This window comes from Burkholderia sp. SIMBA_051, assembly GCF_046534915.1.
GTDB classification, from domain to species: domain Bacteria; phylum Pseudomonadota; class Gammaproteobacteria; order Burkholderiales; family Burkholderiaceae; genus Burkholderia; species Burkholderia ambifaria.
In genome coordinates this window covers 68,881-84,191 of the sequence record NZ_JAWRXS010000010.1, presented here as the reverse complement: position 1 = coordinate 84,191, position 15,311 = coordinate 68,881, and the positions used below count along the sequence as shown (strand labels likewise).

The window sequence follows — 15,311 nt, the reverse complement described above, 5'->3', positions numbered from 1 at the left end:
TCAAGTACTAAATCTCCTTTTCTGCAGACGATTGCCCTTTGCTTTTATCTCAAAGGTTACAAACGCTTAAAGGTCTAAACCCAATCCCGAAAAGAGGTTGCCGGACAAGCGGCCGCGCGGCATCTTAAAAAATCGAACTCGTCCGATTTCAATTCATTTCGTTTCTCCGCAAGCTAGATTTCCATCCCTCGAGCCAGCAGAGAGCAACAAATGAAGTTCAAATCCGTAGGAGTTCATGCGCGTGCCGGCATTCGGTTCGCCCGTTCCGCACTGCTTGCGGGCGCTGCGATACCGGGGCTGTCCGTGGCCCAATCGGTCGAACACGGCCCGCAACGCGCGGACGGCGTCGTGCTCGAAATCGACCGCGGCGATTATTCGACGTCCGTTCGCCGCGCTCCGGTGCTGTCGGCCGTCAATGGCGGCACGCTGATCGCGGCCGGCAAGATGCGGCTGTTCTCGTTCGGCAACGGCTCGTCCGGCGCCGAGGCCGACGGCGCCGGATCCCGCGTCGAACTGCATCAAGCCGAGATCCGAACGCGCGGCATCTTCGGTACCGGCATCAGCGCGCAGGACGGCGGCAGCGTACTCGCCGAACATGTGTCGATCGACACGGACAACGACAGCGCGCATGGCGCGTACATTGCCGGTCGCGACAGCCGCGTGGATCTGATCGACGGCCTGATCGTCACGCGCGGGCGCGAGGCGCACGGCATCGCGGTGCACTACGGGCCCCGGGCGGTCGTCAACGTCACCGATACCCGCATCCTCACCGCCGGCGACTTTTCCTACGGTGTCTTCATCAGCAACAACGACGCACACGCCACACTCGATGGCGTCAATATCCGGACCTCGGGAGACTACTCGTCGGCCGTGTTCATGCCCGACGGGTCCTCCATCGCGCTCAGCAACACCTATCTGCAAACCGAGGGCGACGCCGCGCTCGGCATCGACACGCGCGCGGCCGACGCAAGGCTCGACCACGTGCGCGTCGTGACGAGCGGCGAGAGTTCGCACGGCCTGTATGCGTCAAAGGAATACGACCCGACACCGGTCGTGCGGGCAATCGACTCCGACGTCGTCACCACCGGCAATCGCTCGGTTGGCGCAATCGCAAGGCTCGGCGGCCAGGTTTCGATGACGCGCGGCAGCATCGTGACAAGCGGTGAGCGATCGTACGGCGTCCTTGCCGGCGGTGCCGATTCGATTGCGTCGCTCACCGACGCCTCTGTCACGACGCATGGCCGGAACGCGAATGCGCTCGCGATCGGCGTGGGCGGCAGGGTCGATCTGGTACGCACCGACGCGCACACGACAGGCGACGGCGCGTCGGCCGCGAGCGTCGGCGCCGGCACGCTGACGGTCGACGGCGGTTCGCTCGTCAGCGAACGAGCCGGCGCGATCGACGCGAGCGGCGCCGATATCACGCTGCGCAACGGCGCACGCGCCAGCGGCGGCAACGGCACGCTGATGTCCGTGCACGCGCGGTCAGGCCTGCCCGTGCGTCTCGCGCTCGACACCGGCGCGCAAGCGACAGGCGATATCGTCAATTGGCCGGATGATGAGGGGAAGACGCCGCCCATGGTGACGGACGTCACGCTGTCCAATGGGGCAACCTGGACCGGCGCAACCGATGCCGTGCGCACGCTGTCGCTCGACAGCGGCAGCCTGTGGACGGCCACCGGCGATTCGATCGTCGGCTCGGTTGCGCTGAACGACTCGACCATCGCGTTCGCCGCGCCCGGCGCCGGCGCGCCGCGCACGCTCGTCGTCAACGGCGACTATGCGGCCCGCAACGGCAAGCTGCTGATCCATACGACGCTGCACGACGATGCATCGCCCACCGACAAGCTGGTCATCGACGGCGGCCATGCATCGGGCAACACGGGCGTCGTCGTGAAGCGCGCCGGCGGCGACGGTGCGCAAACCACGGTCGGCATCCCGATCGTCGAAACCCGCAACGGCGGCACGACGGACGCGTCGGCGTTCGCGCTCGACGCGGCGTCCGACGGCTACCGGCAAGGCTTCGGCACGCTGTCGGCCGGCGGCTACGACTACATGCTGGAGCGGGGCGGCAAGGGCGGCAAGGCTGAAGACTGGTACCTCGTCTCCGCCGCGAAGCCCGAGCCACCGCAGCCGCCCCAGCCGCCCGCGCCCGGCGAGCCCGAGCCGCCCGTGCACCCCGAAACCACACCCCCGCCCCCGACGCGCGCCGTCGCACCGGAGCCTGACGCCTACATGGAGAACGCCGATGCCGCCGCGATGATGGCCATCCATTCGCTGCATCAGCGCGAGGATCGCTCGCTTCGCACCGGCGGCGCCGCAGCGGGCCCGCTCGACGGCGCCGTGTGGCTGCGTACCGAAGGCCAGTTCACGTCGATATCGGGCGGGGGCCGCAGCGTGTCGGGCAACGGCCGGCTGGTGCATGCGGGCGCCGACCTGCTCCGCTTCGACGACGGTCGCGGCGGCAGCATCCGGGCCGGCGTGATGGGGATGTACGGCAGCCAGACGAACTGGTCGACCCGCCCGCTGTGGAATGCCGCCGAGCAGCGCACCGCCGATGCCACCGCGCGCGGCAGCGTCGAAGGCTACAACGCCGGGCTGTACGGCACGTGGTACGGCAATCGCGACATCCTGTCCGGCCCGTACGTCGATGCGTGGTTCATGTACGGCGCGTATGCGAACCGCGTCGGCGGCAGTCTCGCCGGGGATTCGTACCGGTCGCGCACCGTCACCGGGTCGCTCGAAGCCGGCCATTCGTTCCACGTCTACGAGCGCGGCGACACGCGCTTCTTCGTCGAACCCGAGGTACAGCTCGTCGTCTCCGACTACCACGCGGCGGCTCACCGTGCCGCGGGCGGCTACGTCGACGGGCAGGGTTCCACCGACGTGCTGACCCGTGTCGGCGTACGCGTGCATGGCGTCACCGCGATCGCGCCCGGGCGCGAACTGCGGCCGTTCATCGAAGCGAACTGGTGGCACGGCCCCGGCTCGCGATCGCTGACGCTCGACGGCAACTCGTTCTCCTTTAGCGTGCCGCGCGACCGCGCGGCGTTCAGGATCGGCGCGACCGGGCAGGTCGCGAAACGCTTCACGGTGTCGGCCAGCCTCGGCGTGGAAGCGAATATGTCCGACTACGCGGTGGTCAAGGGCGAGTTCACCGCGAAGTACCGCTGGTAGCAGAAAACGGGGCGCGGCGCCGTCGCACGCAGGCAGGCGCGCCGCACCCCGTGCGCGCCACGCGTCGAAACGCGCGTTCCGCGATTTCCGCTATACTTTGCCGACTGCCGCCAGCTGGCGGCAGGTCGGAAGCGCGCCGATTTGCTGACTCGATTGCGGGCGCGCGAACCGGCCGGGCCTTGATGCGTCTTGGTCCCGGCAGGTTCACTACAAATGCGGCTAAAGAGGTCGTCAGCCGCGCACCTTCGCCTCCGCGCATCGCCGACACCGTTTAGCCGCCCAGTCATAAGGCGGAACGAATGGAATCGATCGGCATCGTCGCTCCACAGACCATGCACTTCGCCGAACCACTGCGCTTGCAAAGCGGCAGCGTGATCGGCAACTATCAGCTCGTCGTCGAAACGTACGGCGAGCTCAACGCCGCGCGTTCGAACGCGGTGCTCGTCTGCCACGCGCTCAACGCGTCGCATCACGTCGCCGGCGTCTACGCGGACGATCCGCGCAGCACCGGCTGGTGGGACAACCTGGTCGGCCCGGGCAAGCCGCTCGACACCAACCGCTTCTTCGTGATCGGCGTGAACAACCTCGGCTCGTGCTTCGGCTCGACCGGCCCGATGAGCATCGACCCGTCGAGCGGCAAGCCGTACGGCGCGCGCTTTCCGGTCGTCACCGTCGAGGACTGGGTGCACGCGCAGGCGCGCGTCGCGGATGCCTTCGGCATCGAGCGCTTCGCCGCGGTGATGGGCGGCAGCCTCGGCGGGATGCAGGCGCTCGCGTGGAGCCTGATGTATCCGGAGCGCGTCGCACACTGCATCGACATCGCGTCGACACCGAAGCTGTCCGCGCAGAACATCGCGTTCAACGAAGTCGCGCGCTCGGCGATCCTGTCCGATCCCGACTTCCACGGCGGCGACTATTACGCGCACGGCGTGAAGCCGAAGCGCGGCCTGCGCGTCGCGCGGATGATCGGCCACATCACGTACCTGTCCGACGACGACATGGCCGAGAAATTCGGCCGTGCGCTGCGCCGCGCGGACGGCGCGCTCGACGCGTACAACTTCAGCTTCGACGTCGAGTTCGAGGTCGAGTCGTACCTGCGCTACCAGGGCGACAAGTTTGCCGACTACTTCGACGCGAACACCTACCTGCTGATCACACGCGCGCTCGACTACTTCGATCCAGCCAAGGCGTTCGACGGCAACCTCACCGCCGCGCTCGCGCACACGCAGGCGAAATACCTGATCGCGAGCTTCTCGACCGACTGGCGCTTCGCGCCGGCGCGTTCGCGCGAGATCGTGAAGGCGCTGCTCGACAACAAGCGCACGGTCAGCTACGCGGAGATCGACGCGCCGCACGGCCACGACGCGTTCCTGCTCGACGACGCGCGCTATCACAACCTGCTGCGCGCGTATTACGAACGAATCGCCAACGAGGTAGGCGCATGAACCAGCAAGCCCTGAACTCCCTGTCCGCGCGCGCAGACTTCCGCACGATCGCGCGCTGGGTCGAACCGCGCTCGACGGTGCTCGACCTCGGCTGCGGCGACGGCTCGCTGCTCGCGCTGCTGATGGAAGAACTGGACGTGACCGGCTACGGGATCGAGCTGAACGACGCGGGCGTGCTCGCGAGCGCGAAGAACGGCATCAATGTGATCCAGCAGAACCTGGAAGACGGCCTGCGCCTGTTCGAGGACCACAGCTTCGACATCGCGATCCTGTCGCAGACGCTGCAGACGATTCACCAGACGGCCGCGATCCTGCGCGAAACCGCGCGGGTCGGGCGCGAATGCATCGTGTCGTTCCCGAATTTCGGCTACTGGCCGCATCGGCTGTCGGTACTGAACGGCCGGATGCCGGTGTCGAAGGCGCTGCCTTACCAGTGGCACAACACGCCGAACGTCCGGGTGCTGACGATCGAGGATTTCGAGGCGCTCGCGCCGGAAGTCGGCGTCACGATCCTCGACCGCGTCGTGCTGCACGAAGGCCAGCCGATTCGTTGGGGAGCGAACTGGCGTGGTAGTCTTGCTGTCTATCGCGTCAAGCGCAGCTGAGCCCGGGGGCCGTTGACGGATGATCCGGCCCGCACGCGCGTGCGGCCGCCCCCTTCTGCGCCGCTCGCGCCGCCTGCGCTGCCGCCGCAATCAGTCAACGCTACCCAGTTCCATTCCATGTCGAAAACGCCACACGAGGCGCCCGCGCTCACCGCTCACGAGGATCACCCCGGCTGGCGTGCCTATCTGAACACGCACATGCTGATCTGCGTGTTCCTCGGGTTCACGTCCGGTCTGCCCCTGTTCACGCTCGTCTACCTCGTGCAGGCATGGCTGCGCTCCGAAGGCGTGAACCTGAAGGAAATCGGCCTGTTCGCGCTGATCCAGTTCCCGTATACGTGGAAATTCCTGTGGGCGCCGCTGATGGACCGCTACATCCCGCGCCTGCCCGGCTGGCGGCCGGGCCGCCGGCGCGGCTGGCTGCTGCTCACGCAGCTGCTGGTCGCGGGCGCGATCGCCACGCTCGGCTTCGTGTCGCCGCGCGACTCGATCTGGACGGTCGCCGCGCTCACCACGCTCGTCGCGTTCTTCGGCGCGAGCGCCGACATCGTGATCGACGCGTACCGCCGCGAACTGCTGCGCGACACCGAGCAGGGCCTCGGCAACGCGGTGCACGTGAACGCCTACAAGCTCGCCGCGCTGATTCCCGGCTCGCTGGCGCTGATCCTGTCCGACCACATGCCGTGGGACGCCGTGTTCGCGATCACCGGCGCATTCATGCTGCCGGGCATCCTGATGACGCTCGTCGTGCGCGAGCCCGAAGTGGTCGGCACGCCGCCGCGCAACCTGCGCGACGCGATCGTGCTGCCGTTCCGCGAATTCATCCAGCGTGACGGCTGGGCCGGCGCGCTGCTGGTCATCGCGTTCATCTTCCTGTTCAAGATCGGCGACACGATGGCGACCACGCTGTCGACGTCGTTCTTCCTCGACATCGGTTTCACGCGCACCGAGATCGGCATCGTCGCCAAAACCACCGCGCTGGTCGCGAGCGTCGCCGGCGGCATCATCGGCGGCGTGTGGCTCGTGAAGATCGGGATCGGCCGCGGGCTGTGGATCTTCGGCGCGCTGCAGATGGTGTCGACCCTCGGCTTCGCGTGGCTCGCGCAGCTCGGCCCCGGCTCGCCGGTGCTGGCCGTGCTGTACGACTTCACGGTATCGACGAGCCACGCGATCGCGTCGGCGCTGTCGGTGTTCGGCGTCGTCGTCACGCCGCAGTTCAGCCCGATGACGGTCGCGCTCGCGATCGTCTACGGCGTCGAAACCTTCACCACCGGCCTGACGATGGCCGCGTTCGTCGCGTATATCGCGAGCACGACCGACCCGCGCTACACGGCCACGCAGTTCGCGCTGTTCACGAGCCTCGCGTCCGTGCCGCGCACGCTCGCGTCGGCCGCGAGCGGCTTCATCGTCGCGAAGATCGGCTGGTTCGACTACTTCATCGTGTGCACCGCGCTCGCGATCCCCGGCATGCTGCTGCTGTTCAAGATCGCGCCGTGGAACGGTGTCGCGCGCAACGGCGAGGCAAGCCGTGCGCAATGACCGCCTGCTTCGCGCCGCACGCGTCGCCGCCGCGCTGAGCGTCGGCGTCGCGGCGCTCGGCGCGGCGGCAAGCACGCATCCGACCGACGCCGGGGCAGCCGCGGCCGGCTCCGCGGCGGCTGCGCCGTCCACGCCGGCGACCACCGTCGCGCCGTCCGCCGCCGAAGCCGCGCAGCCGAGCGGCGCGGCCGTGCCGTCGAAAGCCTATGCGCCGACGTCGCAGCAGGTCCGCTACGGCGACGCGATCGCGTTCCGCACGCTGATCCCGTCGCCGCTGCTCGAACAGCTCACCGCGAGCGAATACGCGCAGATCGTGCAAACGGCCGCCGACAGCGACCGCCTGCTGCCGGCGAACCAACCGCGCGTGAAACGCCTGCGCGCCATCGTCATGAAGCTGGCGCCGTATTCGGTGAAGTGGAACGACCGCGTGAAGAGCTGGGCGTGGGACGTCAATGCGATCCGCTCGCGCGATATCCGCATCACGTGCCTGCCGGGCGGCAAGGTGCTCGTGTACGGCGGGATGCTCGATCGCGTCCGCCTGAACGACGACGAGTTCGGCGTGCTGCTCGCGCACGGCATCGCCCATGCGCTGCGCGAACATGCACGCAGCAATCTCAGTACGGCGTCGCAAACGTCGCTGCGCGCGGCCGCGCTGCCGCCGCTGTTCGGCGTCGGCGATCCGCTGCCGCAGGCGCTGAACCTCGGCGCACGTCTGCAGACGCTGCGCTACGACCCGACCGACGAGACGGAAGCCGACGTGATCGGCGGCGACATCGCCGCCCGCGCGGGCTTCGATCCGCGCGCGGCGATCACGCTGTGGGACAAGCTCGCGGCGGCCACCGGCGCGAACAAGACGTCGGGCTTCATCTACACGCATCCGTACGGCGCGACGCGACGGCAGGATCTGCTGAACCGGCTGCAGGACCTGATGCCGCTGTACGCGAAGGCGACGGGCAAGCGCGTCGACACACTGCCCGACTACGCGGGCATCAGCGCGCAGCGGCGCAAGGTCGCGCGGCGCTGAGCCTCGCCGCAGGCCGCGGCTTTCCGTCGGGCATCGCCGGCGCGTGACGCGGCGCTACGCGCCGACGTCCGATTCGACCGGCCGGCTGCCGCTCTCGCGCATCCAGCGCACTTCGTCACCGGGGCTGCGGCCGAACAGCCGCTTGAACTCGCGGCTGAACTGCGACGCGCTCGCATAGCCGACCCGCGCGGCCGCGGCACCCGCGCCGACGCCGTCCTGCACCATCATCAAGCGCGCCTGGTGCAGGCGCGCGGCCTTCACATACTGCATCGGCGACGTCGCCGTCACGTGCTTGAACTGCGCGTGGAACACCGCGAGGCTCATCCCGGCCTCGCGCGCGAGCGTCTCGACATCGAGATCGGCCTTCAGGTCCGCATGGATGCGCCGCAGCGCCTTCGCGACGCGGCCGAAATGATGCTGCTGGGCGAGCGCCGCGCGAATCGCGTCGCCCTGTGCGCCCGTCAGCACGCGGTATGCAATCTCGCGCATGATCGCCGGCCCGAGCACGCACGTGTCGTGCGGCGATGCGAGCGCTTCGAGGAGCCGCACCACCGCGTCGGCGAGCGGCGCATCGAGCGGCGTCGAATAGACGCCGTGCGGCTCGCTGACCGCCGCGCCGAGCGTCTCGTCGAGCAGGATCGCGAGTTCGGCGATCACCGCGAGATCGACGCGGATCGAGATCGCGAGAAACGGCTCGTCCGGGCTCGCGAAGGTTTCGCATTCGAACGGCAGCGGCACCGACAGCACGAGATACTGCTGCGCGTCGTAGACGAACGAGCGGTCGCCGAGATAGCCGAGCTTGCGGCCCTGGCACACGACGATGATGCTCGGCTCGTACAGCACCGGCATGCGTGGCACGGGGCGGCTCACGCGGAAGAAGCGCACGCCGTCGAGCGCCGCGAGCGTATCGCCCTCGTTCGGCGCGAGGCTCGAATGCAGCTCGATCATGCGGCGCCGCACACGGTCGCCCATATCGTCGAAAAGGGGCTGGAAGCTCATCGGCGTCGTCCTGTCCGGCAAGAGAATCTGGCTTGCAATGTAGCACTTTGAAAGCGTTTTGACGGCTGTTGGCGCGCAATTCGAGAGGAATGGGCAAATCTTCCAGACCTTCGTGTATTTCGCCGCGGCCGCTCGCTCCGTACGATGGGCACCTGTCTCGCCGCGTCGCCACATGGCGCGGCGGCAGTCTGTTTCGCCGGATGTTTTCCCGGACAAGGAGCCCCCTGCATGAGCACAACCTACGCTTACGCGGCGACCGATGCGCAATCGCCGCTCGCCCCGTTCGAATTCCAGCGCCGCGCGCTGCGCGACCTCGACGTCCAGATCGAGGTGCTCTACTGCGGCGTCTGCCACTCGGACCTGCACCAGGCCCGCAACGAATGGCGCAACACGATCTACCCGGTCGTGCCGGGCCATGAAATCGTCGGCCGCGTGACCGCGACCGGCCCGCAGGTGTCGCGCTTCAAGGTAGGCGAGCTGGTCGGCGTCGGCTGTCTCGTCGATTCGTGCCGCACCTGCCCGAGCTGCGCGGAAGGTCTCGAACAGTATTGCGAGAACGGCTTCGTCGGCACCTACAACGGCCAGGACCGCGTAACGGGCGACATCACGTACGGCGGCTATTCGACCCAGCTCGTCGTCGACGAGGCGTTCGTGCTGCGCGTGCCCGAGACGCTGGACCCGGCCGGCGCCGCGCCGCTGCTGTGCGCGGGGATCACGACCTACTCGCCGCTGCGCCAGTGGAACGTCGGGCCCGGCAAGAAGGTCGGGATCGTCGGCCTCGGCGGGCTCGGCCACATGGGCGTGAAGCTCGCGCGCGCGATGGGGGCGCACGTCGTGCTGTTCACGACCTCGCCGTCGAAGATCGAGGACGGCAAGCGGCTCGGCGCGCATGAAGTGGTGATCTCGAAGGACGAAGCGCAGATGAACGCGCACCTGAACAGCTTCGACTTCATCCTGAATACGGTGGCCGCGCAGCACGACCTGAACCCGTTCCTGCACCTGCTGAAGCGCGACGGCACGATGACGCTCGTCGGCGCGCCGGAGCACGACCATCCGTCGCCGCAGGTGTTCAACCTGATCTTCAAGCGCCGCCGTCTCGCGGGCTCGCTGATCGGCGGGATCGCGGAAACGCAGGAAATGCTCGATTTCTGCGCGGAGCACGGCATCACGTCGGACATCGAAACGATTCCGATGCAGCAGATCAATGCTGCTTACGAGCGCATGCTCAAGAGCGACGTGAAGTATCGGTTCGTGGTGGACATGGCGTCGCTCAAGCAGTAACGCAGCAAGCGCCGCCCCCAAGCGAAACGGGCCGCATGTTCGACATGCGGCCCGTTTTGCATTCTGCAACCGGTTGGCCCGGCAGCTACGCGCATCGCGTAGCGCCGACGATCACTTCTTGTAGTCGTAATCGACCGTCAGCGGCGCGTGATCGCTGAACTTGATGTCCTTGAAGATCGACGTGCGCTTCGCGGTGCCGGCCACGCCCGGCGTCGCGATCTGGTAATCGATCCGCCACCCGACGTTCTTCGCGTAAGCCTGGCCGCGGTTGCTCCACCACGTGTACTGCTCGGGGCGGGGGTCGAGCGTGCGGAATACGTCGACATAGCCGACATCGTCGAACAGCTGCGTGAGCCACGCGCGCTCTTCCGGCAGGCAGCCCGAGTTCTTCTGGTTGCTCTTCCAGTTCTTGATGTCGATTTCCTTGTGGACGATGTTCACGTCGCCGCACAGGATCACCTCGCGCTTGCTCTTCAGCTCGGCGAGATGCGGCATGAACTCGTCCATGAAGCGGTACTTCGCCTGCTGACGCTCTTCGCCGCTCGAGCCGGACGGCACGTACACCGACACGACCGACAGCTTGCCGTAGCGCGCCTCGACGTAGCGCCCCTCGGGATCGAATTCGCTGCTGCCGAAGCCGATGATCACGTCATCGGGCTCGTGGCGGCTGTACATGCCCGCGCCGCTGTAGCCCTTCTTCTCGGCGTGGTGGAAATAGCTCCTGAAGCCATGCGGCTCGACGAAGTCGGCCGGCAGGTCGTCGGCCGATACCTTGATTTCCTGCACGCATACGCAGTCGGCGTTCTGTTCGCCGAGCCATTCGAAAAAGCCCTTCTTCGCGGCGGAGCGGATGCCGTTCAGGTTGGCGGTAATCACTCGCATCATGTCGGGTTCCGTTGTTCAGTTCAGTTCGATGTGTTTGACAGGATCGCAGCCTAGCGGATCTTCACGCCTTCGAGCTCCGGCTTCGGCGGCGGGAATTCGAGCTTCATGTCGGTCATCGTGCGCAGCAGCAGCTCGGCGATCATCACGTTGCGATGGGTTTTCGAGTTCGCCGGGATCACGTACCACGGCGCATGCTCGGCCGACGTCGCGACGAGCGCGTCGCGGTACGCCGACTGGTATGCATCCCAGTGCTTGCGCGCGTCGAGATCGGAGATGTCGAACTTCCAGTGCTTGGTCGGATCGTCGATGCGCGCCTGCAGCCGCTCGCGCTGCTCGTCCTTCGAGATGTGCAGGAAGCACTTGACGATCGTCGTGCCGTTCTCCGCGAGCATCGTCTCGAAATCGCGGATCTGCCGGTAGCGGCGCTCGCATTCCTTGTCGCTGATGAGCTCCAGCACGCGCGGCACGAGGACGTCCTCGTAGTGGCTGCGGTTGAAGATCGCGAGTTCGCCCGCGGCCGGCACCTGCGCGTGCACGCGCCACAGGAAGTCGTGCGCGGCCTCGATCGGCGTCGGCGCCTTGAACGGCACGATGCGCAGGCCGAGAGGATCGACGTCGCGAAACACCGCGCGCACGGTACCGTCCTTGCCGCTGGTGTCCATCCCCTGCAGCACGAGCAGCACGCGCTTCTTCTGCTGCGTGTGCAGGCGCTCCTGCTGCACGTCGAGCTCCGTCGACACGGCGGTGAGCCGTTCGCGGTCGGCATCCTTCGAGCCCGACGAGAACGGCTTCGCGGCCGGATCGAACGCATCGAGCTTGAATGCGGCAGCTTCCTTGTCACGCGTGCTGTACGGCACGCGGAAATCGTCGAGCGACGGTTGTTTCGCCATTCGTTCCTCCGTTGGACGGTGCGATGCACACGCGCACACGATAACGCATGCACCAAAGCGACGGGCCGCCCCGAACAGGTTCGGCGGCGGCCCGTCGTCAGGCGCGGTTCAGGCGCGCGGCCATGTTCAGCCGAGCTTCTTCTTCAGCAGTTCGTTGACCTGCTGCGGATTGGCCTTGCCCTTGGTCGCCTTCATCGCCTGGCCGATCAGCGCGTTGAACGCCTTTTCCTTGCCCGCGCGGAATTCCTCGACCGACTTCGCGTTCGCGGCGAGCACCTCGTCGATGATCGCTTCCAGCGCGCCGGTGTCGGAGATCTGCTTCAGGCCCTTCGCGTCGATGATGCGGTCGGCCGCGGCTTCGTCGGTCGCCTTCTCGTCCCAGATCGCCGAGAAGATTTCCTTCGCGATCTTGTTCGAGATCGTGCCATCGGCGATGCGCTGCAGCACCAGCGCAAGCTGCGCCGCCGACACCGGAATCGCGTCGATCTCGATGCCGTCGCGGTTCAGTTGCGACGACACGTCGCCCATCAGCCAGTTCGCGGCGATCTTCGCGTTCGCGGCGCCGGCCTTCGCGACCACGGCCTCGAAGTACGCGGCCATCGCCTTGCTCGACGTCAGCACGCCGGCGTCGTACGCGGACACGCCATATTGCTCGACGAAGCGCTGCTGCATCGCGGCCGGCAGTTCGGGCATCCCGGCCTGCACGCGCTCGATCCAGTCCTGGCCGATCACGAGCGGCATCAGGTCGGGGTCGGGGAAGTAACGGTAGTCGTGCGCGTCTTCCTTGCTGCGCATCGAACGCGTCTCGCGCTTGTCCGGATCGTAGAGGCGCGTTTCCTGGACGACTTCGCCGCCGTCCTCGATCAGCTCGATCTGGCGACGCACTTCGTAGTTGATCGCTTCTTCAAGGAACCGGAACGAGTTCAGGTTCTTGATTTCCGCGCGCGTGCCGAACTTTTCCTGGCCGACGGGCCGCACCGACACGTTCGCGTCGCAGCGGAACGAGCCTTCCTGCATGTTGCCGTCGCAGATGCCGAGCCACACGACGAGCGCGTGCAGCGACTTCGCATAGGCCACGGCCTCGGCCGCGCTGCGCATTTCCGGCTCGGTGACGATCTCGAGCAGCGGCGTGCCCGCGCGGTTCAGGTCGATCCCGGTCATGCCGGCGAAGTCTTCATGCAGCGACTTGCCCGCATCTTCCTCGAGGTGCGCGCGGGTCAGGTTGACCGTCTTTTCGTACGCCGGCTTGCCGGCCTTTTCGTTGGCGGGCACCTGGATCGTGATCTGGCCGCCCTGCACGACCGGAATCTCGTACTGGCTGATCTGATAGCCCTTCGGCAGATCGGGGTAGAAATAATTCTTGCGCGCGAAGATGCTGCGCGGCGCGATGGTCGAGCCGATCGCGAGGCCGAAGCGGATCGCCCGCTCGACCGCGCCGCGGTTCAGCACCGGCAACACGCCCGGCAGCGCCAGGTCCACCGGGCATGCCTGCGTGTTCGGCTCGGCGCCGAACTGCGTCGGTGCGCCCGAGAAAATCTTCGAGACGGTCGACAGTTGCGCGTGCGTCTCGAGACCAATAACGACTTCCCATTGAGTAGCCATATGCTTACACCCCTGCCGGAACTTGCTTGTGCCAGTCGGTCGCGCGCTGGAACGCGTCGGCGACCTGCAGCATCCGGGCTTCGTTGAAATAGTTGCCGATGATCTGCAGACCGACCGGGCGCTTCGCGTTCGCGCCCGCGCCGAAGCCGCACGGCACGCTCATGCCGGGCAGGCCCGCGAGGCTCACCGACAGCGTGTAGATATCGGCGAGATACATCTGCACCGGATCGTCGCCCTTCGCGCCGAGATCCCATGCGACCGTCGGCGAGGCCGGGCCCATGATCACGTCGCAGGACTTGAACGCTTCCTGGAAATCCTGCGCGATGATGCGGCGAATCTTCTGCGCCTGCAGGTAGTACGCGTCGTAGTAGCCGTGCGACAGCACGTAAGCGCCGACGAGAATCCGGCGCTTCACCTCGGGGCCGAAGCCTTCGGCGCGCGACTTCTTGTACATGTCGAGCAGGTCGCCGTACTGCGCTGCGCGGTGGCCGAAGCGCACGCCGTCGAAACGCGACAGGTTCGACGACGCCTCGGCCGGCGCGATCACGTAGTACACGGGGATCGACAGTTCGGTTTTCGGCAGCGACACGGGCACGAGCGTCGCGCCGAGCGCCTCGTACTGCTTGAGCGCCGCGTCGATCGACGCACGCACGTCGTCGGCGAGGCCGTCACCGAAATACTCGTTCGGCAGACCGATGCGCAGCCCGGCAAGCGGCTTGCCCGCATCGTTGCCGGCCGCCCACGGCTGGCCGAGGTGGCGCGTGAAATCCTCGTCTTCACGCTCGAGGCTCGTCGAGTCGCGCTCGTCGAAGCCGGACATCGCGTTCAGCAGCAGCGCGCAGTCGGACGCGCTCTGCGCCATCGGGCCGCCCTGGTCGAGCGACGACGCGAACGCGATCATCCCGTAGCGCGACACGCGGCCGTAGGTCGGCTTGATGCCCGTCACGCCCGCGAACGACGCGGGCTGGCGGATCGAGCCGCCGGTGTCGGTGCCGGTCGCGGCCGGCGCGAGGCGCGCGGCGACGGCGGCCGAGCTGCCGCCCGAGCTGCCGCCCGGCACCGCGTTGGTGTCCCACGGGTTCTTCACCGCGCCGAACGCGGAGTTCTCGTTCGACGAGCCCATCGCGAACTCGTCCATGTTGGTCTTGCCGAGCGTGACCATGCCGGCCGCCTGCAGGCGGGCGACGACGGTCGCGTCGAACGGGCTCTCGTAGTTCGCGAGCATCTTCGAGCCGGCGGTCGAGCGCCAGCCGCGCGTGACGAACACGTCCTTGTGCGCGATCGGCAGGCCGGTCAGCGCGCCGCCCGCGCCGCGCGCGAGTTCGGCATCGGCGGCCTTCGCCTGCGCAAGGGTGAGGTCGGCGTCGACGTGGACGAACGCGTTCAGGTCGCGTGCCGCGTCGATCCGTTTCAGGTAGAGCTGCGCGAGCTCGACGGCCGAGCATTCCTTGGCGGCGAGCGCGGCGCGCAGTTCGGTCAGGCTTTTTGCGTGCATTGAGTGGTTTTCCTGGGAATTCTGGGTGGCGCGCGGCGCGGCGCCGGCGCGCTTGTCATCGAATGCTTACTCGATCACCTTCGGCACGAGGTAGAGGCCGTCCTGGACGGCCGGCGCCGGACGCTGGTTGTCGTCGCGATTGACGACCTCCGTCACGGCGTCGTCGCGCAGGCGCTGCGCGACTTCCTGGATCTGTTCGATCGGGTGGGCGAGCGGCGCGATGCCGGCGGTGTCGACCGCCTGCATCTGCTCGACGAGGCCGAAGAATTCATTGAGCTGGCCGAGCATGTGCTCGGCGTCGGCGTCGGCCATTTCGAGTCGCGCCAGGTGCGCGATGCGTTTCACATCGGTCAGGGTCAGGGCCATGCG

12 protein-coding genes are annotated in these 15,311 nt (G+C 67.3%); 6 read left to right on the top strand and 6 right to left on the bottom strand.

What is annotated here, in order from left to right; all coding sequences use genetic code 11:
* Nucleotides 1-303 precede the first annotated feature (303 nt).
* The 5 genes from SB771_RS24090 (at nt 304) to SB771_RS24070 (ending at nt 7,790) form a co-directional block, all read left to right on the top strand.
* A complete protein-coding gene (locus SB771_RS24090; protein WP_244096805.1) occupies nt 304-3,177 on the top strand; it encodes an autotransporter outer membrane beta-barrel domain-containing protein in 2,874 nt (957 codons plus the stop codon).
* Nucleotides 3,178-3,476: 299 nt separating this feature from the next.
* The gene (locus SB771_RS24085) at nt 3,477-4,622 is read left to right on the top strand and encodes a homoserine O-succinyltransferase MetX (protein ID WP_012364984.1); all 1,146 of its coding nucleotides are present in this window, start codon (nt 3,477-3,479) and stop codon (nt 4,620-4,622) included.
* On the top strand, nt 4,619-5,227 hold the full coding sequence (gene metW / locus SB771_RS24080) for a methionine biosynthesis protein MetW (RefSeq protein WP_011658215.1): 609 nt from the start codon (nt 4,619-4,621) through the stop codon (nt 5,225-5,227). The genes SB771_RS24085 and metW overlap by 4 nt, the downstream gene beginning before the upstream one ends.
* Before the next feature lie 117 nt (nt 5,228-5,344).
* A complete protein-coding gene (locus tag SB771_RS24075; RefSeq protein WP_011658216.1) occupies nt 5,345-6,766 on the top strand; it encodes an AmpG family muropeptide MFS transporter in 1,422 nt (473 codons plus the stop codon).
* On the top strand, nt 6,756-7,790 hold the full coding sequence (locus SB771_RS24070; protein WP_410721821.1) for a M48 family metallopeptidase: 1,035 nt from the start codon (nt 6,756-6,758) through the stop codon (nt 7,788-7,790). Before SB771_RS24075 ends, SB771_RS24070 begins: the two co-directional genes overlap by 11 nt.
* 54 nt (nt 7,791-7,844) lie before the next feature.
* On the opposite strand, the gene SB771_RS24065 is transcribed toward SB771_RS24070, so the two are convergent.
* On the bottom strand, nt 7,845-8,789 hold the full coding sequence (locus SB771_RS24065) for an AraC family transcriptional regulator (RefSeq protein ID WP_105834799.1): 945 nt from the start codon (nt 8,787-8,789) through the stop codon (nt 7,845-7,847).
* Between the two features lie 228 nt (nt 8,790-9,017).
* On the opposite strand from SB771_RS24065, the gene SB771_RS24060 reads away from it, so the two are divergent.
* The gene (locus SB771_RS24060) at nt 9,018-10,070 is read left to right on the top strand and encodes an NAD(P)-dependent alcohol dehydrogenase (RefSeq protein ID WP_006755229.1); all 1,053 of its coding nucleotides are present in this window, start codon (nt 9,018-9,020) and stop codon (nt 10,068-10,070) included.
* Nucleotides 10,071-10,181: 111 nt separating this feature from the next.
* On the opposite strand, the gene SB771_RS24055 is transcribed toward SB771_RS24060, so the two are convergent.
* The 5 genes from SB771_RS24055 to gatC form a co-directional block, all read right to left on the bottom strand.
* Nucleotides 10,182-10,955, bottom strand: a complete 774-nt coding sequence (locus tag SB771_RS24055; protein ID WP_105784799.1) for an exodeoxyribonuclease III — start codon at nt 10,953-10,955, stop codon at nt 10,182-10,184.
* 50 nt (nt 10,956-11,005) lie between these two features.
* Nucleotides 11,006-11,845: a polyphosphate kinase 2 family protein gene (locus SB771_RS24050; RefSeq protein ID WP_175661989.1), complete on the bottom strand. Its 840-nt coding sequence runs from the start codon at nt 11,843-11,845 to the stop codon at nt 11,006-11,008.
* Between the two features lie 126 nt (nt 11,846-11,971).
* A complete protein-coding gene (gatB, locus tag SB771_RS24045) occupies nt 11,972-13,447 on the bottom strand; it encodes an Asp-tRNA(Asn)/Glu-tRNA(Gln) amidotransferase subunit GatB (RefSeq protein ID WP_175661988.1) in 1,476 nt (491 codons plus the stop codon).
* A gap of 4 nt (nt 13,448-13,451) precedes the next feature.
* Entirely contained in the window at nt 13,452-14,942 is a 1,491-nt protein-coding gene (gene gatA, locus SB771_RS24040; RefSeq protein WP_126228731.1) for an Asp-tRNA(Asn)/Glu-tRNA(Gln) amidotransferase subunit GatA, read from the bottom strand.
* A gap of 66 nt (nt 14,943-15,008) precedes the next feature.
* Nucleotides 15,009-15,308: an Asp-tRNA(Asn)/Glu-tRNA(Gln) amidotransferase subunit GatC gene (gatC, locus tag SB771_RS24035; RefSeq protein WP_006477478.1), complete on the bottom strand. Its 300-nt coding sequence runs from the start codon at nt 15,306-15,308 to the stop codon at nt 15,009-15,011.
* Nucleotides 15,309-15,311 lie beyond the last annotated feature (3 nt).